Source organism: Brevundimonas sp. NPDC055812 (genome assembly GCF_053616535.1).
Genome location: NZ_JBSHDX010000004.1, coordinates 98,070 through 114,738 on the forward strand (window position 1 = coordinate 98,070; position 16,669 = coordinate 114,738).

Annotated in this window: 20 protein-coding genes; 11 read left to right on the forward strand and 9 right to left on the reverse strand. The window is 67.5% G+C overall.

The window, feature by feature from the left end:
* The first annotated feature begins 112 nt into the window (after positions 1–112).
* Both ACWGL1_RS08220 and ACWGL1_RS08225 read left to right on the forward strand, forming a co-directional pair.
* A complete protein-coding gene (locus ACWGL1_RS08220; protein ID WP_291776067.1) occupies positions 113–505 on the forward strand; it encodes an NADH:ubiquinone oxidoreductase subunit NDUFA12 in 393 nt (130 codons plus the stop codon).
* The gene (locus tag ACWGL1_RS08225; RefSeq protein WP_338578473.1) at positions 502–1,209 is read left to right on the forward strand and encodes a DUF2155 domain-containing protein; all 708 of its coding nucleotides are present in this window, start codon (positions 502–504) and stop codon (positions 1,207–1,209) included. The genes ACWGL1_RS08220 and ACWGL1_RS08225 overlap by 4 nt, the downstream gene beginning before the upstream one ends.
* Here the strand turns inward: ACWGL1_RS08225 and aat are convergent.
* Genes aat through aroQ form a run of 4 tightly spaced genes read right to left on the reverse strand, consistent with a single transcriptional unit; the run spans position 1,176 to position 4,232 of the window.
* Entirely contained in the window at positions 1,176–1,883 is a 708-nt protein-coding gene (aat, locus tag ACWGL1_RS08230; protein WP_422388327.1) for a leucyl/phenylalanyl-tRNA--protein transferase, read from the reverse strand. The genes ACWGL1_RS08225 and aat overlap by 34 nt on opposite strands.
* 9 nt (positions 1,884–1,892) lie before the next feature.
* Positions 1,893–3,245 carry an acetyl-CoA carboxylase biotin carboxylase subunit gene (gene accC / locus ACWGL1_RS08235; RefSeq protein WP_291774351.1) on the reverse strand — a complete coding sequence of 451 codons (1,353 nt, stop codon included), beginning with the start codon at positions 3,243–3,245 and terminating at the stop codon, positions 1,893–1,895.
* A 5-nt stretch (positions 3,246–3,250) separates the two neighbouring features.
* On the reverse strand, positions 3,251–3,736 hold the full coding sequence (gene accB / locus ACWGL1_RS08240; protein WP_343829543.1) for an acetyl-CoA carboxylase biotin carboxyl carrier protein: 486 nt from the start codon (positions 3,734–3,736) through the stop codon (positions 3,251–3,253).
* Between the two features lie 40 nt (positions 3,737–3,776).
* Positions 3,777–4,232 carry a type II 3-dehydroquinate dehydratase gene (gene aroQ, locus ACWGL1_RS08245; RefSeq protein ID WP_452111728.1) on the reverse strand — a complete coding sequence of 152 codons (456 nt, stop codon included), beginning with the start codon at positions 4,230–4,232 and terminating at the stop codon, positions 3,777–3,779.
* A gap of 143 nt (positions 4,233–4,375) precedes the next feature.
* Between aroQ and ACWGL1_RS08250 the strand changes: the two genes are divergently transcribed.
* The 5 genes from ACWGL1_RS08250 (at position 4,376) to ACWGL1_RS08270 (ending at position 7,119) form a co-directional block, all read left to right on the forward strand.
* Positions 4,376–4,723: an ArsR/SmtB family transcription factor gene (locus ACWGL1_RS08250; RefSeq protein WP_338578474.1), complete on the forward strand. Its 348-nt coding sequence runs from the start codon at positions 4,376–4,378 to the stop codon at positions 4,721–4,723.
* The gene (locus ACWGL1_RS08255; RefSeq protein WP_291774363.1) at positions 4,720–5,193 is read left to right on the forward strand and encodes an SRPBCC family protein; all 474 of its coding nucleotides are present in this window, start codon (positions 4,720–4,722) and stop codon (positions 5,191–5,193) included. The genes ACWGL1_RS08250 and ACWGL1_RS08255 overlap by 4 nt, the downstream gene beginning before the upstream one ends.
* Entirely contained in the window at positions 5,190–5,843 is a 654-nt protein-coding gene (locus ACWGL1_RS08260; protein WP_291774366.1) for a glutathione S-transferase family protein, read from the forward strand. Before ACWGL1_RS08255 ends, ACWGL1_RS08260 begins: the two co-directional genes overlap by 4 nt.
* A gap of 94 nt (positions 5,844–5,937) precedes the next feature.
* Positions 5,938–6,135 (forward strand): sulfur carrier protein ThiS, encoded by a 198-nt coding sequence (thiS, locus tag ACWGL1_RS08265; protein WP_003165397.1) that lies wholly within the window; start codon positions 5,938–5,940, stop codon positions 6,133–6,135.
* A gap of 195 nt (positions 6,136–6,330) precedes the next feature.
* Entirely contained in the window at positions 6,331–7,119 is a 789-nt protein-coding gene (locus ACWGL1_RS08270; RefSeq protein WP_003168099.1) for a thiazole synthase, read from the forward strand.
* 25 nt (positions 7,120–7,144) lie between these two features.
* Here ACWGL1_RS08270 and ACWGL1_RS08275 read toward each other — a convergent pair whose 3' ends face one another.
* Genes ACWGL1_RS08275 through ACWGL1_RS08285 form a run of 3 tightly spaced genes read right to left on the reverse strand, consistent with a single transcriptional unit; the run spans position 7,145 to position 12,211 of the window.
* Positions 7,145–7,975: a thioredoxin domain-containing protein gene (locus ACWGL1_RS08275; RefSeq protein ID WP_338578477.1), complete on the reverse strand. Its 831-nt coding sequence runs from the start codon at positions 7,973–7,975 to the stop codon at positions 7,145–7,147.
* Between the two features lie 39 nt (positions 7,976–8,014).
* On the reverse strand, positions 8,015–9,436 hold the full coding sequence (locus tag ACWGL1_RS08280) for a M48 family metalloprotease (RefSeq protein WP_291774390.1): 1,422 nt from the start codon (positions 9,434–9,436) through the stop codon (positions 8,015–8,017).
* 54 nt (positions 9,437–9,490) lie between these two features.
* Positions 9,491–12,211: an Rne/Rng family ribonuclease gene (locus tag ACWGL1_RS08285; protein ID WP_452111729.1), complete on the reverse strand. Its 2,721-nt coding sequence runs from the start codon at positions 12,209–12,211 to the stop codon at positions 9,491–9,493.
* 507 nt (positions 12,212–12,718) lie between these two features.
* On the opposite strand from ACWGL1_RS08285, the gene ACWGL1_RS08290 reads away from it, so the two are divergent.
* Positions 12,719–13,876 (forward strand): N-acetylmuramoyl-L-alanine amidase family protein, encoded by a 1,158-nt coding sequence (locus ACWGL1_RS08290; RefSeq protein ID WP_452111850.1) that lies wholly within the window; start codon positions 12,719–12,721, stop codon positions 13,874–13,876.
* Positions 13,877–13,880: 4 nt separating this feature from the next.
* Here the strand turns inward: ACWGL1_RS08290 and ACWGL1_RS08295 are convergent, their stop codons facing one another.
* Positions 13,881–14,537: a uracil-DNA glycosylase gene (locus ACWGL1_RS08295; RefSeq protein WP_452111730.1), complete on the reverse strand. Its 657-nt coding sequence runs from the start codon at positions 14,535–14,537 to the stop codon at positions 13,881–13,883.
* On the reverse strand, positions 14,534–15,115 hold the full coding sequence (locus ACWGL1_RS08300; protein WP_291774399.1) for a LabA-like NYN domain-containing protein: 582 nt from the start codon (positions 15,113–15,115) through the stop codon (positions 14,534–14,536). The genes ACWGL1_RS08295 and ACWGL1_RS08300 overlap by 4 nt, the downstream gene beginning before the upstream one ends.
* A gap of 22 nt (positions 15,116–15,137) precedes the next feature.
* Between ACWGL1_RS08300 and folK the strand changes: the two genes are divergently transcribed.
* From folK to rpoZ, 3 genes are all read left to right on the forward strand, one after another.
* A complete protein-coding gene (gene folK, locus ACWGL1_RS08305) occupies positions 15,138–15,698 on the forward strand; it encodes a 2-amino-4-hydroxy-6-hydroxymethyldihydropteridine diphosphokinase (protein WP_291774402.1) in 561 nt (186 codons plus the stop codon).
* Between the two features lie 51 nt (positions 15,699–15,749).
* Positions 15,750–16,184: a cupin domain-containing protein gene (locus ACWGL1_RS08310; protein ID WP_452111731.1), complete on the forward strand. Its 435-nt coding sequence runs from the start codon at positions 15,750–15,752 to the stop codon at positions 16,182–16,184.
* 93 nt (positions 16,185–16,277) lie between these two features.
* Positions 16,278–16,637: a DNA-directed RNA polymerase subunit omega gene (rpoZ, locus tag ACWGL1_RS08315; RefSeq protein WP_003165386.1), complete on the forward strand. Its 360-nt coding sequence runs from the start codon at positions 16,278–16,280 to the stop codon at positions 16,635–16,637.
* Positions 16,638–16,669: the final 32 nt, after the last annotated feature.

A 16,669-nucleotide genomic window follows, 5' to 3' on the forward strand; every position in this document is an offset into this window, starting at 1 on the left:
TGTTGAGGCGTTTCCGGTGCGCTCCCTGCTGGACGCGGGGCGTCGCGGTTTCTATGATCGGCCTGCGCCGCCGGACCTCCCCGGGGCGGTGGATTCGAGTGAGTTCGACGACGTGCTGAGCAAGATCTTCACCTGGTGGAACGGCGCCACGATCGGCACCCTGTTCACCGTTGGCAAACGCGGCCAGCTGGTCGGCACGGACGAGTTCGGCAATCGCTATTACGAATCTCGCGACGCCGTCAGCTATGACGGCCGCAAGCGCCGCTGGGTCATCTATGACGGCTACGCCGAGGCGACCAAGGTGCCGCCGGAATGGCAGGGCTGGCTGCGCTACACCTATGACGAGAGCCCGGCCGAGCGCCCGCTGCCCCGTCAGGCGTGGGAGAAGGATCATCTGCCGAACCTGACCGGAACGCCGATGGCGCGTCGTCCGCAGGGTTCGCTGGCCGCCCTGGGCCAACGCCCCGCCGCCACCGGCGACTATCAGGCCTGGAGCCCGGAATGACCTTTCGCCATGTCCTGCTGGCCGGGGTGGTCGTCGCGGGACTGGCGATCTCGGGCGCGGGCGTGGCCAGCGTCCTGATGGACCTGCCGCAGGACGCGACGCCTGCGCCGGCCGATCCCATCGGCGACCTGCTGCGCGACACCAGTCGTACGCCGCTGCAACCGACCCAGCCGTCTCAGCCGCAGACGCCGCCCGCGAACGGCGGTCAGGCTCCGGCCGCCAATCCGACGGCGCCGGGCGCACCCGCGCAGTCGGGCGTCCCGACCGTGGCGATCCAGGGACAGGAAGTCGCCGTTCAGGAAGAAGTGCCAGAAGAACTGGTGGTCGAGGAGGAAGAGGTCGCGCCTGCGCCCGCGGCTCCCGCCACGCCGCCTGGCGTGCGCCAGCGTCGCCGCATCGCCGTCATCCAGGCGGTGGATAAGACCACGGCGGAGACCATGCGGTTCGAGGTCGAGGTGGGCGGCCGTCCGGTGCGTTTCGGCAAGACCCTGATCTTCAAGGCGCGGGCCTGCGAGGTCTCGGCTTCCGACGAAATGACCGAGGACGCCATCGCCTATATGGAGGTCGGGGTTCAGCCGCGCGGTCTGACGGTGCCGACCGAGGCGCGGCAGGTATTCAGGGGTTGGATGTTCGCTTCATCGCCGAGCGTCAGCGGGATGCAGCACCCCGTCTATGACGCCTGGGTGGTCGGCTGTAAGGCGTAAGCCACGGCCTCGGCCCCGCTCATTGGGGCTGTGAAGGCGTCCATGTCCGGCTCGGCCTGCAGAGCCCAGGGCAGCATCCGCAGATAGGCCTCCTGGGGCGTTTCGACCGCGCCGAACTGGCTGAGGTGGTCGGTCAGGAACTGGGCGTCCAGCAGTCGCCATCCTCCCGTCTTCAGCCGCGCGACCAAGTGGACCAGGGCGACCTTGGACGCATCCGTCGCCCGGCTGAACATGCTCTCGCCGAAGAAGGCGCCGCCCAAGGTGACGCCATAGAGGCCGCCGACCAGCGCCTCGTCCCGCCAGCACTCGACGCTGTGGGCGAAGCCGCGTTGGTGCAGTTCGATGTAGAGGCGGCGGATCGGGGCGTTGATCCAGGTGTCCTCACGTCCCGGCGCGGAGGCGGCGCAGGCGTCCAGCACAGCCGCGAAGGCTGTGTTCACTCGCACTTGAAACGGATCGCTCCGAACGGTGCGGCGCAGGCGTGCCGGAATGTGGAAGCGATCCAGCGGTATGACGCCCCTCTGGTCCGGCTCGACCAGGAAGACGCGCGGATCGTCGCGCGCCTCGGCCATGGGAAAGACGCCCCGAGCGTAGCAGGCGAGCAGCGCCTCCGGTCCGAAGACGTCGGAAGGGCCGCTCGCGCTGAAACCGGGCTCGTCGGGAGCCTTGGGCAAGGCGGGCCTTTAGGCCTTGGCCTTCTGCGCCGCCGCCCATTTCTCCAGCCAGTGGATGTCGTAGTCGCCCGACAGGATGTCCGGCTCCTGCAACAGCTTCTGGAACAGCGGGATGGTGGTGTCGACGCCGCTGATGACCGTCTCGCCCAGACTGCGCTTGAGACGCGCCAGCGCTTCCTCGCGGTCGCGGCCGTGGACGATCAGCTTGCCGATCAGGCTGTCGTAATAGGGCGGGATCGAATAGCCGGCGAAGATGGCGCTATCCAGACGCACGCCAAGACCGCCCGGCGCGTGGAACTCGGTGATCGTGCCCGGCGAGGGGGTGAAGGTGTCCGGGTTCTCGGCGTTGATCCGCACCTCGATGGCGTGGCCCTCGAAGGTGATCTCTTCCTGCGTGAACGACAGCGGCAGACCCGCGGCGATGCGGATCTGTTCGCGCACCAGATCGACGCCGGTGATCATTTCGGTGACCGGGTGCTCGACCTGCAGGCGGGTGTTCATCTCGATGAAGAAGAACTCGCCGTCCTCCCACAGGAACTCGATGGTCCCGGCGCCCAGGTAGCCGATGGCGGCGATGGCCTTGTTGACCGTCTCGCCGATCTTCTTGCGGCCCTCGGCCGACAGGGCGGGAGAGGGGGCCTCTTCCAGCACCTTCTGGTGACGGCGTTGCAGCGAGCAGTCCCGTTCGCCCAGGTGGACGACGTTGCCGTGGCTGTCGGCGATGACCTGGATCTCGATGTGGCGCGGCTTCTGGAGATAGCGCTCCATATAGACGGCGCCGTTGCCGAAGGCGGCCAGGGCCTCGGCCTGGGCCGTCTGCACGGCCTCGACCAGATCATCGGCCGTCTGGGCCACCTTCATGCCGCGACCGCCGCCGCCGGCGGCCGCCTTGACGATCAGCGGGAAGCCGATGGCCTTGGACGCCTCGATGGCCTGTTCGACCGTCTCGACCTCGCCGTCAGAGCCGGGGACGACGGGGATGCCCGCGTCCTTCACCGCCTGCTTGGCCGTGATCTTGTCGCCCATGATGCGGATGTGGTCCGGCTTGGGACCGATGAAGGTCATGCCGTGGGCTTCGATGATCTCGGCGAAGCGGGCGTTCTCGGCCAGGAAGCCGTAGCCGGGGTGGATCGCCTGGGCGCCGGTGATTTCCGCCGCCGCGATGATCGAGGGGATGTTCAGATAGGACTTGGCCGCCGGCGCCGGGCCGATGCAGACGCTCTCATCGGCCAGACGCACCCACATGGCGCCGCGGTCGGCCTCGGAGTGCACGGCGACGGTGGAGATTCCCATCTCCTTGCATGCGCGGTGGATGCGCAGCGCGATCTCGCCCCGGTTGGCGATCAGGACCTTGGTGAACATGGGGCTCAGGCTTCCAGCACGACCAGGGCTTCGCCGAACTCGACCGGCTGGGCGTCGCCCACCAGGATTTCGGCCACGACGCCGTCGCGCGGCGCCTGGATCGGGTTCATCGTTTTCATGGCCTCGACGATCAGCAGGGTCTGGCCCTTCTTGACCTTGTCGCCGGTCTTGATGAAGGGGTCCGAACCCGGCGCGGGCTGCAGATAGGCGGTGCCGACCATCGGCGACTTCACCTCTTCGCCCGAGCGGGCGACGATGGTCGCCGGGTCCGACGGCATGGAGACCGGGGCGGCCGCCGGAGCCGCATGGGCGACCGGGGCCGGGGCGGCGGCGTATTGGATCGGAGCAGCGGCGACGGTGACTTCGCGCTTCACCTTGATCTTCAGATCGCCGCGCTCGACCTCGATCTCGGTCAGATCGGTGTCGTTCAGGATGTCGGCCAGGCTGCGGACCAGATCGGCGTCGATGTTCTTGTTCTTGTCGTCGGACATGAGGGTCTCTTCTACTTGATCTTCAGACGGCGCGCGGCGGTCAGCCCTCGGCCCCGGCGCGACGCGCCAGGTCCAGGGCGGCCCGGACGGCCAATTCATAGCTGCGGGGGCCGAAGCCGGCGATCACGCCGGTCGCGGCCAGGGACACATAGGAGTGATGCCGAAACGCCTCGCGCGCGGCGGGGTTCGACAGGTGGCACTCGACCACGGGGATGCTCAGCGTCTTCAGCGCGTCAAGCAGGGCCACCGAGGTGTGGGTGAAGGCGGCCGGATTGATGACCAGGGCGTCGGCCTCGGCCCTAGCCTCCTGGATCCAGTCGACCAGATGGCCTTCATGGTTCGACTGACGGAAGACGACGCGCGCGCCTTCGGCCGCCGCCTCGCACATCGCCTGAATGTCGGCCAGGGTCTCGCGGCCATAGATATCCGGCTCCCGAACCCCCAGCAGGTTCAGGTTCGGCCCGTTCAGGACATACAGGGTGAGAGTTTCGGGCATTCGCTCGCAAAACAGGCGCGCCGCCGCGCGGAATCGAGCGCGCGTTGTAGCCTAGGTGGCGCGCGGCGCAAAGCGGGCGGGGAAAAAGGGTGACGTATGGGGAGGGATTGACGCCAACTCCTGTCCGCGCAATAGTTAAGCAAATGCTACAGTATGATCAGAAACGTCTCGATCAGGCCTTTCACGCCCTTTCGGATCCAGGGCGCCGCGCCATGGTCGAGCGACTAAGCGTCGGTCCGGCGTCCGTCAGTCAACTGGCAGAGCCTTTGCCAATGACGCTGTCCGCCGTGGTCCAGCACCTGAAGGTGCTGGAGGACGCCGGGTTGGTGAAGAGCCGTAAGACGGGCCGAGTGCGCACCTGCGCCCTGGACGTCGGCGCCATGAGCCAGGTCGAACGCTGGATCGCTGACCGTAAGCGTTTCTGGGCGCAGCAATACGATCAGTTGGAAGCCTACCTGGCTAAGCCAGGTCCTGAGGAAACAGACCGATGACTATCACCAATGCGACTTTCATCATCGAGCGAGTGCTGAACGCCTCGCCGGAGCGGGTCTTCGCCGCCTACAGCAGCCTTGAGGCCAAGAGCGCCTGGTTCAAGGCGCCCTTGGACGTTGAAACGCTGAACCGCGATTTCGATTTCCGCGTCGGCGGCCAGGAACGCTTCCATGCCCGTTGGCCTAGCGGAATGGTCACCGACTTTCAGGCCGCTTACCGCGACATCGTCAAAAATGAACGGATCATCCTCGTCTACGACATGATCCATAACGGCGATAAGCTCTCGGTCTCCCTTATGACGCTGGAGTTTATGGCCGAGGGGGATGGGACCCGGCTTATCCATACCGAGCAAGGCGCTTACCTGACCGGCGGTGCGGAGGCCGTGACGAGCCGAGAGCACGGCACTGCATGGCATATCGACAACCTCTGCGCCGTGCTTGAAGGTCGGCAGACCGAGGCCTTCGCATGAGCATGGAGCTCTTCGCCCACCCGTTCTCGTCCTACTGTCAGAAGGCGCTCATCGCCTTCTATGAAAACGACGTGCCCTTTACCTACCGCATGTTGGAGGAGGAGGGCGTGGGGGAAACGTTTGCTTCCCTGTGGCCGCTGAAGCGCTTTCCAATCCTGCGCGACGATGGGCGAGTGGTTCTCGAGGCGTCGATTATCATCGAGTACCTGCAGGTACGCTGTCCTGGCCCAGTGAAACTGATCCCCGAGAACCCGGAGCTTGCGGTCGAGGTGCGGATGCTGGACCGGATTTTCGACAACTATGTCATGACGCCGCAGGGCAAGTTTGTGTTCGACGCCCTTCGTCCGGCTGAAAATCGCGATCCCACAGGGGTCGAGGAAGCGCGTGGGATGTTGGACGCCAGCTACGCTTGGCTGGACCAGCGCATGGAGGGACGGACCTGGGCGGTCGGCGAGACCTTCACCATGGCCGACTGCGCCGCGGCGCCCTCGCTGTTCTACGCTGACTGGACGTATCCGATCCCTGAGCGGCATCGCCATCTCAAGGCCTATCGCGAGCGCCTGCTTCTGCGGCCGTCCTTTGCACGGGCGGTGGATGAGGCGCGGCCCTTCCGCCATTATTTTCCGCTGGGCGCGCCGGACCGTGATTAGACGCGGGAGTTTGCCGTCCCGTGCGGCAAGGCCCATTATCGAAGATATCCGATGGAGGCTTGACCTCCATCCTGCATCTCTTGGAGCGAACAGTTTGCGTATCGAAGTCAACGGCGAGGCGCGGGATACCGCAGCCACGACCATTCTGGGTCTGGTTCAGGAGTTGTCGCTGGACCCCAAGAAGGTGGCGGTCGAGCGCAATCTGGAGATCGTGCCGCGTTCGCTGCACGGCGAGACGGCGCTGGCCGAGGGCGACAAGATCGAACTGGTGCAGTTCGTGGGCGGGGGCTGAGGCCGCCCCATGCTTCGCTCATCCCGGCGGACGCCGGGATCTAGTGAGAACCTCACGCGCAACCTTTGAAGGGCGAACTTGTCGCCAAAGTACTCGATCCCGGTGTCCGCCGGGATGTGCGGGAGGGGGGGATAGCTCATCAAATCCCGCAACGCCGCTTCCCCCCGGCGGCGGGCGGCGCTAGGTCACTAAACCATGACTGACACCGCTCCCCGCACCGACAGCTGGACCGTCGCCGGCCGCACCTTCAACTCGCGCCTGATCGTGGGCACCGGCAAGTATCGCGACTACGCCCAGAACGCGGCGGCGGCCGAGGCTTCGGGCGCCGAGATGGTCACCGTGGCCGTGCGCCGGGTGAACCTGACCGATCCGAACCAGCCGGTGCTGACGGACTTCATCGATCCGAAGAAATACACCTATCTGCCGAACACGGCGGGCTGCTTCACCGGTGAGGATGCGGTGCGGACCCTGCGTCTGGCGCGTGAGGCGGGCGGATGGACCCTGGTCAAGCTGGAGGTTCTGGCGGATCCCAAGACCCTGTTCCCCGACATGGAGGAGACCCTGCGGTCGCTGAAGCTGCTGACCGCCGAGGGCTTCGAGGTCATGGTCTATTGCACCGACGACCCCGTCTATGCGCGCAAGCTGGAGGACGCGGGCGCCGTGGCCATCATGCCGCTGGGCGCGCCGATCGGCTCGGGCCTGGGGGTGCAGAACCCGATCAACATCCGCCTGATCGTCGAGCAGTCCAAGGTGCCGGTGCTGGTCGATGCGGGCGTGGGCACGGCCTCCGACGCCGCCATCGCCATGGAATTGGGCTGCGACGGCGTGCTGATGAACACCGCCATCGCCGAGGCGCGCGATCCCCTGCTGATGGCCAGCGCCATGAAGCACGCGGTCATCGCCGGGCGGGAATCCTATCTGGCCGGGCGGATGAAGAAGCGGTTCTACGCCGATCCGTCCTCGCCGCTGGCGGGGCTGATCTGAGACGGCTTGGGGGCTGACCGGAAGGTCAGCCCTTTTTCTTGGCCGCTTCGATCAGGGCGCCGACCTCGCGCGGGTCGATGCCGGGGCTGGCGACGCCGTTGATGAAGAAGGTCGGCGTGCCCTGCAGGCCCAGCGTCGCCGCCGCCGTGTGGATGTCGGTGACGTGGCGCGTCATCTCGGGGGCCGAGATGGCGGCGTTGGCCTTGGCCATGTCGACGCCGTTGTCGGCCAGGATGCGGTCGATGGCGGCGCGATCCAGCGCCCGTTCGGCCATCAGGGCGTCATAGACGGCCAGATACTTGCCCTGCTGATGCGCGGCCAGGGCGGCGCGGGCGGCGTACTGCGAGGTCACGTCGTCGCCGCGATCCAGAATCGGCCAGTCCTTGAAGACGAAACGCACCTCGGGGTGGGCGGCCATCAGGGCGCGATAATCATGAGCCACCGCCTTGCAGCCGGGGCAGCGGAAGTCGAAGAATTCGATCACCGTCACCTTGGCGTTCGCGGGACCAAAGGCCGGATCGCGCGGATCGGCGGCCAGCAGGGCCGGATTGGCGGCGGCGGCGGCGTTGATGGTCTGGACGCGCGACTGGGATTCCATCGTCTCGCGTGCGGCCAGGACTTCGTCCAGCACCTGAGGGTTGCTGATCAGATAGTCGCGCACCTTGCCGCCGAAACCGCCGCTCAGATAGGGCGCGGCCGACAGGGCCAGGGCCAGCGCCGACATGGCCACGGCGGCGCCGCCCAGCACCGTTCCTGACAGAGCGAACCGGCTCTTGGCGGCGGCAGGCGGCGTCACGGCAGGCTGATCGGCCGTCTGGTCGGGCTCCTGGCCAGATCGGGGAGTGTCGTCGGTCATCAAGGTCTCGTCAGGCGAAAAGAGAAGGCGGGTTGGGCGTCAGGCGCCGGGCGGGATGACGCCGGAGCGGCTGCGCTGCTCGTTGCGGCGTTCGGCGTCGATGATGTCCTTTTCGGTGGCGCCCGACGCCAGGACGATGTCGGTGGCGCGACGCCATTCGATGGAGCTGCGGTCCAGCATGTCGCGGGCGCGCATGGCGAATTGGGCGGCCTGATCCGGGCGGCGCAGGGCGAACCAGTATTCGGCCGAGGCCAGACGCGCCTCGCCCTCCTTGTTCTGGCTGGCGTAGGCCTGGGACAGCAGACGCCAGCCCATGGTGTTGTCCGGCTCCAGCGCCAGGGCGCGCTTCAGCTGGTTCTCGGCCTCGGCCAACTGGGTCGGGTCGCTGGTCTCGATCAGGGCGTGGGCCAGGTTGATGCGCAGCAGGGGGGCGTCCGGCTTCAGCTCGACCGACTTCTCATGCGCGCCCAGGGCTTCGGCCGGGCGGCCTTCCTCGAACAGGATCTGGCCCTTCAGCTCCCAGAAATAGGGATTTTCGGGCTGTTCGGCCAACAGGACGTCGACCGCGTCCAGCGCCTTCTGCGTCTGGCCGTCGCGATACCAGGCGATGGCGCGGGCGTAGCGGGCGGGCAGGGTGACGTCGCTGGACGGATAGTCGCGCAAGGTGGCGTTGGGCGCGTCCATGAAGGCGCGGATCTTGGCCACGACCAGGGCGTGCTGGGCCATCCGCTCGTCGCTGTCGCGCTTGTCGTAGTGGGAGGCGGCCTCGACGGGGCGGCGCAGGGCCTCGATCCGCTGGGAGGACAGGGGGTGGCTGCGGAAGTAGGGATAGCGGCGCTGATCCGAGAAGATTTCCTGCGCGCGGAAATTCTCGAAGAACTCGACCATGCCGCGTCCGGATTCTCCCGCGCGCTCCAACGCGCGGGCGCCGGTGATGTCGGCCTCGCCTTCCTGGCTCTGCATGTAGCGCAGGGCGCCGAGCGTGCCGAAATACTGGCTGGAGGCCAAAAGAGCCGCGCCCGCGTCCGGCGCGCCCGCGATCGCGGCCAGGGCGCCCAGCGCCATGGTCATGATCATCGGCTGCATCCCGGCGTTCTGGGCGCCGTCGCGCAGGGTGTGGCGGTTCTTGATGTGGCCGGCTTCGTGGGCGATCACGCCCAGAAGCTGGTTGGGGCTCTTGGTCCGCAGGATCAGGCCGGTGTTCAACCCCATGATCCGCCCGCGCGTGGCGAAGGCGTTCAGGTCGTTGTCGTTGACCAGCAGGATCTCGACCTCGTTCGGGTCCAGGCCCATGGCGTCGAGCACGGGCTCGGACCACTCATGGATGATGCCTTCGATCTCGGTGTCCCGGATCAGGCTCTGCGCCTGGGCTGACGCGGCCGAGGCCAGCACCGCAAGGGCGCCGAGCCCGGCGGCTAGATGGCGCCGGATGCGGGTTGCGGCGGGGGGCGTCCTGGTCATGACGAACTCCAGAGCGATAGTCTCCCCCGCAGCTTCCAGCTTAATCGTGTCCGATCAACGGCGCCACCAGCCCCGCTTGGGCTTGGCGGGCGGGGCGACGATCTGGTTCGGATCGTCGGCGATGATCGCGGCGATGTCGACCTCGGGCGTCGGCGCCGCAGCCGGCTCGGCCAGGACGACGGCCTCTTCGACGACAGCGTCGACGACGACCGGGGCTTCGGCCGGAGCCGCTTCGCCCAAGGCCTCTTCGAGGGCTTCCTCGATGGCCTGTTCGACGCGGGCGGCCACGGCGGGCGGCACATCCAGTTCAGCAACGACCGGCAGTTCAGTCACCACCGGCTGTTCGGCGGCGACCGGCTCGGCTTCGACCTCGGCCGGGGCGGTTTCAGGCGTCTCTTCCACGGCGGCGGCGCTGACCTTGCGGCGCACGCGGCGACGCTTGGGCGCTTCGGCCTGTTCGACCGCCGGCGCGGCTTCGGCGGCGGGAGCCTCGGCCGTTTCGCCTTCGATCACCACGGCGATCGGCGTGTCGGGCGAGCCGACGGGCGGCAGCCCCTCGTTGACCGCGCGGTCCTCGACCTTGGTTTCGTGGGCCATTTCGCCCTGACCGCGACCCCGGCCGCGTCCGCGACGACGGCGCGAACGGCCGTTGCGGCCCTCTTCGGAAGCGGCGACCTGATCCAGGCTGATGTCCTCAGCCGTCTCCTCGCCGGCGGCCTCGGAACGGCGCTCGTCCTTGCGTTCGGGGCGGGCCGCGGCCGGGTTGATCGGATCGAACCAGACGTAAGGGTCCTGCAGCGACGGCGTGCGGCCGCGCACCCAGGCGTAGACGTCGCGTTCGCCTTCTTCGCGCATCCGGCGACCGCCGCGACGGCCCCGGCGACGGCGGCCGCCCCGGCTGTCGTCGTCATCGTCGGAAGCGGCGGCTTCGGCCTCGTCGTCACGGCGACCGCCGCGACGGCGACGGCGACGTCCGCCGCGGCTGTCGTCGTCCTGTTCGGAGCGGGCGCGAGCCTCATCGTCGTCCTCGTCCTCGTGGTCGAGATCGGCCTGGTCTTCGTCGTCGCCGAAGTCGTCTTCGTCCTCGGCGTCTTCGTCCTCGTCGTCATAGGCGCTGTCGTCGAAGCCGTCGTCGAGGTCGGCCAGGTCGATGTGGCTTTCGGGCGCGACGAAGTCTTCGTTTGTTTCAGTGCGCTCGATCGAGTGTTCGCCCTGGGCCAGGCTGTCGTCGATCTGGATGATGACGTTCAGGCCGCGCTGCTCCAGCAGGAACTGCAGATATTCGCGCTTGTGGTTCAGGATATACAGCGCCACGGCGGTCGAGACGCGCAGGTTCACCGATCCCGCGCCGTTCTTGCCGGCCTCGATGTCGACGGCGCGCAGGGTGGTCAGGGCCGCCGATTCGGCCGAGCGGACGCGCCCGGCGCCCTGGCAGCATTCGCAGACCTCGGTCGCGCCCTCGATCACGCCCAGGCGGCGGCGCTGACGGCTGATCTCCATCAGGCCGAAGCCGGAGATGCGGCCCATCTGGATGCGCGCACGGTCCTTCGCCAGGGCGTCCTTGAGGGCCTTCTCGACCGCGCGGTTGTTCTTGCCCTCGTCCATGTCGATGAAGTCGATGACGATCAGACCGGCCAGGTCGCGCAGGCGCAGCTGGCGGGCGGCCTCGACGGCGGCTTCCATGTTGGTCTTGGTCGCCGTGGCCTCGACGTTGCGCTCCTTGGTGGCGCGACCCGAGTTCACGTCGATGGCCACCAGGGCCTCGGTCTGGTTGATGACCAGATAGCCGCCCGACTTCAGCGGCACGACCGGCTGGTGAATCTGGGTCAGCACCTCTTCGATGCCGTTCGAGGCGAACAGCGGGCGCGAGCCCTGATAGAGGTGGATCTTCTTGGCCTGGGACGGCATCAGCACGCGCATGAAGTCGCGGGCCTGCTTGAAGCCCTCGACGCCCTCGACCTGAATGCCGTCGAAGTCCTTGTCGTACATGTCGCGCACGGCGCGGCGGACCAGGTTCTCTTCCTCGTGGATCATCGCCGGCGCATTGGAGCGCAGGGTCAGTTCGCGGATCGTCTCCCACAGGCGCAGCAGATATTCATAGTCGCGCTTGATCTCGGCCCGGGTGCGCTTGGCGCCCGCCGTGCGGATGATCAGGCCCATGCCCTGCGGCACCTTCAGCGCGGCGGCGGCGGACTTCAGCCGGCGACGGTCCGAGGTGTTGGTGATCTTGCGGCTGATGCCGCCGCCCTTGCCGGTGTTCGGCATCAGCACGCAGTAGCGGCCGGCCAGCGACAGCCAGGTGGTCAGGGCCGCGCCCTTGGCGCCGCGCTCGTCCTTGACGACCTGCACCAGCAGGATCTGGCGACGCTTGATGACGTCCTGGATCTTGTAGCGGCGCATCAGGCGACGCTTCAGGCGTTCCTCGTCGGCAAGCTTGCCGTCGGAATCGGCGTCGTCGGATTCACGGCCCAGATCGTCTTCGTCCGCGTCGTCGTGCGCTTCGGCCATGATGGCTTCGCGGTCGGCGACGGGGATCTGATAGTAATCCGGGTGGATTTCGTTGAAGGCCAGGAAACCGTGGCGGTTGCCGCCGTATTCGACGAAGGCGGCCTGCAGGCTGGGCTCTACGCGGGTGACCTTGGCGAGATAGATGTTGCCGCGAAGCTGGCGCCGCGCGCGGGATTCGAAATCGAATTCCTCAACCTGGCGGCCGTCCACGATCGCGACGCGGGTTTCTTCCGCGTGCGCCGCGTCTATCAACATGGTTTTTGACATTGAAGGTCTCTCTCAGGCGCGCCAGGCCGTGCGCCGCGAACGCAGTCGCGGGAATAGGGGCGGCTCGCCGAATGGAAATGGGGGCCAGGGCGCGCGTCATCCCCTCGCTGAAAGCGAGAGCGGCATGATCTTGCCGTTCGGGAGCGCAGGCGGGTCGGCCCATTGGGTTGTCGGTCCTGGGTCCGAACGCGCCGATCAAGGCTGCATCCCGAACCCGTATCTCCGGATCGACGGCCAGGCCGCGCGATCCTCGGAATTGGTGAAAGTTTCAGCGCCGCGAGGAGGGCGCGCCTGATCCCGAACAGATGACGGGCGGCGCGATCGTTCGCATGCGGAACCGATAATAGGCATATGCTGCGGAAAATAAAAGAACCGAGGCGGTAAGAGGTCTTAACGAAATCCTTAAACCCTGGGGTCATGCTGGCCCCTAAACTGCAGGGCGATTTCCCTCTGATGTTGGGTCGGTGGCGTGACAATCTGAGCCGTTGGGGCGTGCGCGAATGGTCGATGACCGGCCTGGCGTTTGTCGTCATCTGCCTTGTCGTGTTCACGGCGACGCGGGGCCTGGCCTTCGGTCCGGACGGCGAGATCGTGCGTCTTCGCTTCGGCGGCGACGCCCAGCGGACTCGCGTGGTGCTGGATCTGGGACGCTCGACGCGCGGTCAGGTGATCGAGGACGGTTCGGCTGGACGGGTCATCCTGTCCCTGGCGGGCGTCAGTCCGGCGCGGGGGCTGGAGGGCAGCGGCACGGGCCTGGTGCGCGGATATGAGGTCAGCGCGGCCTCAGGCGCGTCGCGCGTGCGGCTGGACCTGGCGCGCGGCGCCGAGATCGAGCGTCGCTTCCTGCTGCCGCCCGGCGACGGGGTGGACCACTATCGCTATGTCATCGACCTGAAGGCCACGGGCGACGCTGCGGCGGTTCCGGTCGCCGCGCCGCGTCGCGAACAGGCCCGCGCCGAGAAGCCTCTGATCGTCATCGACGCCGGCCACGGCGGCCGCGATCCCGGCGCTCAGGGCCAGCATGTTCAGGAAAAGGCCGTCACCCTGGCCGCCGCTCGGGATCTCAAGGCGGCGCTGGAGCGCACAGGCCGCTATCGCGTGCGCCTGACCCGCGACGGCGACGTCTATGTGATCCACGGCCGTCGGGTGCAGATCGCCCGCGACGCCGGAGCGGATCTGTTCATCTCCCTGCACGCCGACGCGGGGTCGGACCCGGCGCTGCGCGGCGCCAGCGTCTACACTCTGTCCGAACAGGGCGCGGGTCGCGCCGTGCGCGAGTTCACCAAGGGCGACGACTGGCAACGCGACCTGCGCCTGCCGGGTCGCGACGCCTCGGTCGACCGCATCCTGCTGGACATGACCCAGCGCGCCACCCAGAACCGCTCGGCCCAGTTCGCGCGGGTGCTGCTGACCCATATCGAGGGGGACAACCACCCCCTGCTGCGCCGCAGCCACCGCGATGCGGGCCTGGCCGTGCTGCTGGCGCCTGACGTTCCGGCCGTCCTGTTGGAGATGGGCTTCATCACCAACCCGGAAGACGAGCGCGTCCTGAGCGACGAACGCGCCCGCCGTCGCCTGATGCGCTCGGTCGCCGAGGGCATCGACCGCTACTTCCGCGAACCGGCCGCACCCGTGATGGTCGCCGGAGACATCGCCGGGGGCTGAAGCCTTAGGCCTCCAGCGCGGCTTTGGCGCGTCTGAAGACATCCTCGAACATCTCGGCGGTCAGTCGGCCGGTGTTCGTGTTCAGTCGCGAGCAGTGATAGCTGTTGATCAGGGTGTAGGGACCGACCTTGCCCTCGATCCCGTGCCCGGCGGGAATGGCCGAGCCGGGATAGCCCAGGGTGCGCAGGATGCTGCGCCGGGACACGTCGCCCAGGGTCACGATCACCTTCAGCCGGGGCAGGGCGGACAGCCGATCCACCAGGAAGGGGCGGCACGTATTCTCCTCCGTCGCCGTCGGCTTGTTCTGAGGCGGGGCGCAGCGCACGGCGTTGGTGATCATGCAGTCGACCAGCGTCAGGTCGTCGTCGCCGTTCGGGTCATAGCGACCCTGGGCGAAACCGGTCTTCTTCAGCGTGTCGTACAGCAGCCAGCCGGCGTGGTCCCCGGTGAAGGGACGGCCCGTCCGATTGGCGCCGGTGCGGCCCGGCGCCAACCCCGCGATCAGCAGCCGTGCGTCCGGATCGCCGAAGGAGGGCGCCGGGCCGTTCCACCAGTCCGGGTTCTGGCGCGCGTTCTCGGCCCGGTAGGCGACCAGGCGCGGGCAAAGGGGACAGTCGCGGGGCGGCTCGGGATTCAACTCAGCGCTCAGTCGGGGGCTCACGCGCGGTCGCTCCGGTCCAGGGTGCGGGCCACGCCTTGATTCATCGGAGCCTTGGGCTTGCCGACCTGGTTCATGATGTCGGCCAGATCGATGAAGGCGTCAGCCTGGCGGCGCAGGTCGTCGGATATCTGGGGCGGCTGGCTCTTGACCGTCGAGACGACGGTGACGCGCACGCCCTTGGCCTGCATCGCCTGGACCAGACGACGGAAGTCGCCGTCGCCCGAGAACAGCACCGCCTGATCCAGACGCGGCGCCAACTCGAGCATGTCGACGGCGATCTCGATGTCCATATTGCCCTTGGTGCGGCTATGGCCCTGGGCGTCGGTGAAGCGCTTCACCGGCTTGGTCACGACGGTGAAGCCGTTGTAGTCGAGCCAGTCGACGAGGGGGCGGACAGGCGAGAATTCTTCGCCCTCGACCACGGCCGTGTAATAATAGGCGCGCACCAGCCGGCCTTCGCCGACGAACCAGGTGGAGAGCTTCTTGAAGTCGAGGTCGCAGTTCAGGGCGCGCGCCGCCGAATAGAGGTTGGCGCCGTCGATGAACAGGGCGATGCGGTCGTCGGGGTGGTCGGTCATGAACGAAAATGAGTCCGTCGATATGGTCGAGAAAATGAAGGTCCCGACCGACGCCGCCGGGGAATCCCGGCCCGACATCGATCTGGACGCGGCAGTCATCGTCGCACTGGGCTGCAATGACAAGGGCGATTGGTCGTCCTGCGTCGAGGCGCTGGAGGCGGCGCTGGCCCGGTTCCGCGCCGAGGGCGTGGATGTTCTGGCCCGTTCGTCCTGGTGGTCGTCGCAAGCCTGGCCCGATCCGACTGATCCGCCGTTCCTGAACGGCGTGGCCGTGGTCAGCACCGCCCATGACGCCCCGACTCTGATGCGGACCCTGGGGCGGATCGAGGATCTGTTCGGCCGGGTGCGGACGGCGCGCAATGCGCCGCGGACGCTGGATCTGGACCTGATCGCCTATGGGCGTCTCAGCGGGGATCTGAACGGGCTGATCCTGCCGCACCCGCGCGCGGCGGACCGGCTGTTCGTCATGGGGCCGCTGGCGGAGGTCGCGCCGGAGTGGGTGCATCCCGTCTGCGGCGGCTCGGCGAAGGACCTGGCGGAGCGCGCCGGCGTGGGGCGCGATGCGCGGCCTTTGCCGCATTGATGTCGACGCGTCGCCGGGGCAGGGTGGGGCGATGACACCGGGAGACATGACATGAGCCTCGCCCTGTTGATGACGATGGCCGCCCTTCTGGCCGCCCAGGACGGGGCGACGCCCGCTTCGCCGCCTGCGGGCGTCGGACGGGTCGTGCGGGAGGCGGATGTCCGCGTGATGCAGCCGCCGCCGCATAACGGGACGGGCATGAGCACGGCCTATCGCATCAGCGACGGCGTGCCGAACCGGGCGATGGAGTTCCGCAAGCGGGTCCTGCACCCGGGGGCCTCGATCGGCCTGCATCCCATCGCTCATGACGAGGTCTATTATGTCGTCAGCGGCGTCGGCGTGGTCAGCAGCGACGGGGAGGATGCCGTTGTCGGACCCGGCGACGCGGCCTATCTTTACGACGGCAATGTCGTCGGCATTCGCCAGACGGGGGATGAAGATCTGGTTCTGATCATCTCCTATCCGCTGTCGAAGCGGCGGGATTGACCGGAAAACCGCCTCAATGCCGCCTTCGCGGCGTTGCACAATTGGCTTTCACCCTATATTTTGTGCGGTTCTCCCTGCCGCCAGAGGAAATTCATGGCCCGCGTCACTGTCGAAGACTGCATCGAAAAGGTGCCGAACCGCTTTGGTCTGGTTCTGCTGGCCGGCCACCGCGCCCGCAACATCGCCAACGGCGCCCCGCTGACGCTGGACCGCGACAACGACAAGAACCCGGTCGTCGCCCTGCGCGAACTGGCCGAGGACACCGTCACCCCGGACGAACTGCGCGAGAACATCATCACCACCCTGCAACGGGTCGATGAGCGCACCGAGGCCGAGGACGAAGCCGAGGTCGTGGCCCTGCTGGCCGAGCCGCAGCACATGAACATGGCCGAGGCCGAACTGATCCGCGCGCTGCAAAGCGACCGCGACGGGGGCCAGGAGGAGCGCTACTGACGGCCGACCCGGTCACCAAGGTAGCAAGACGG

Bases quoted from the DNA above. Each gene is read 5' to 3' on its own strand.
- ACWGL1_RS08225 (WP_338578473.1), top strand. From the start codon at position 502: ATGACCTTTCGCCATGTCCTGCTGGCCGGGGTGGTCGTCGCGGGACTG.
- accC (WP_291774351.1), bottom strand. From the start codon at position 3,245: ATGTTCACCAAGGTCCTGATCGCCAACCGGGGCGAGATCGCGCTGCGC.
- accB (WP_343829543.1), bottom strand. From the start codon at position 3,736: ATGTCCGACGACAAGAACAAGAACATCGACGCCGATCTGGTCCGCAGC.
- aroQ (WP_452111728.1), bottom strand. From the start codon at position 4,232: ATGCCCGAAACTCTCACCCTGTATGTCCTGAACGGGCCGAACCTGAAC.
- ACWGL1_RS08250 (WP_338578474.1), top strand. From the start codon at position 4,376: ATGCTACAGTATGATCAGAAACGTCTCGATCAGGCCTTTCACGCCCTT.
- ACWGL1_RS08255 (WP_291774363.1), top strand. From the start codon at position 4,720: ATGACTATCACCAATGCGACTTTCATCATCGAGCGAGTGCTGAACGCC.
- ACWGL1_RS08260 (WP_291774366.1), top strand. From the start codon at position 5,190: ATGAGCATGGAGCTCTTCGCCCACCCGTTCTCGTCCTACTGTCAGAAG.
- ACWGL1_RS08270 (WP_003168099.1), top strand. From the start codon at position 6,331: ATGACTGACACCGCTCCCCGCACCGACAGCTGGACCGTCGCCGGCCGC.
- ACWGL1_RS08275 (WP_338578477.1), bottom strand. From the start codon at position 7,975: ATGACCGACGACACTCCCCGATCTGGCCAGGAGCCCGACCAGACGGCC.
- ACWGL1_RS08280 (WP_291774390.1), bottom strand. From the start codon at position 9,436: ATGACCAGGACGCCCCCCGCCGCAACCCGCATCCGGCGCCATCTAGCC.
- ACWGL1_RS08285 (WP_452111729.1), bottom strand. From the start codon at position 12,211: ATGTCAAAAACCATGTTGATAGACGCGGCGCACGCGGAAGAAACCCGC.
- ACWGL1_RS08290 (WP_452111850.1), top strand. From the start codon at position 12,719: ATGACCGGCCTGGCGTTTGTCGTCATCTGCCTTGTCGTGTTCACGGCG.
- ACWGL1_RS08300 (WP_291774399.1), bottom strand. From the start codon at position 15,115: ATGACCGACCACCCCGACGACCGCATCGCCCTGTTCATCGACGGCGCC.
- folK (WP_291774402.1), top strand. From the start codon at position 15,138: ATGGTCGAGAAAATGAAGGTCCCGACCGACGCCGCCGGGGAATCCCGG.
- ACWGL1_RS08310 (WP_452111731.1), top strand. From the start codon at position 15,750: ATGAGCCTCGCCCTGTTGATGACGATGGCCGCCCTTCTGGCCGCCCAG.
- rpoZ (WP_003165386.1), top strand. From the start codon at position 16,278: ATGGCCCGCGTCACTGTCGAAGACTGCATCGAAAAGGTGCCGAACCGC.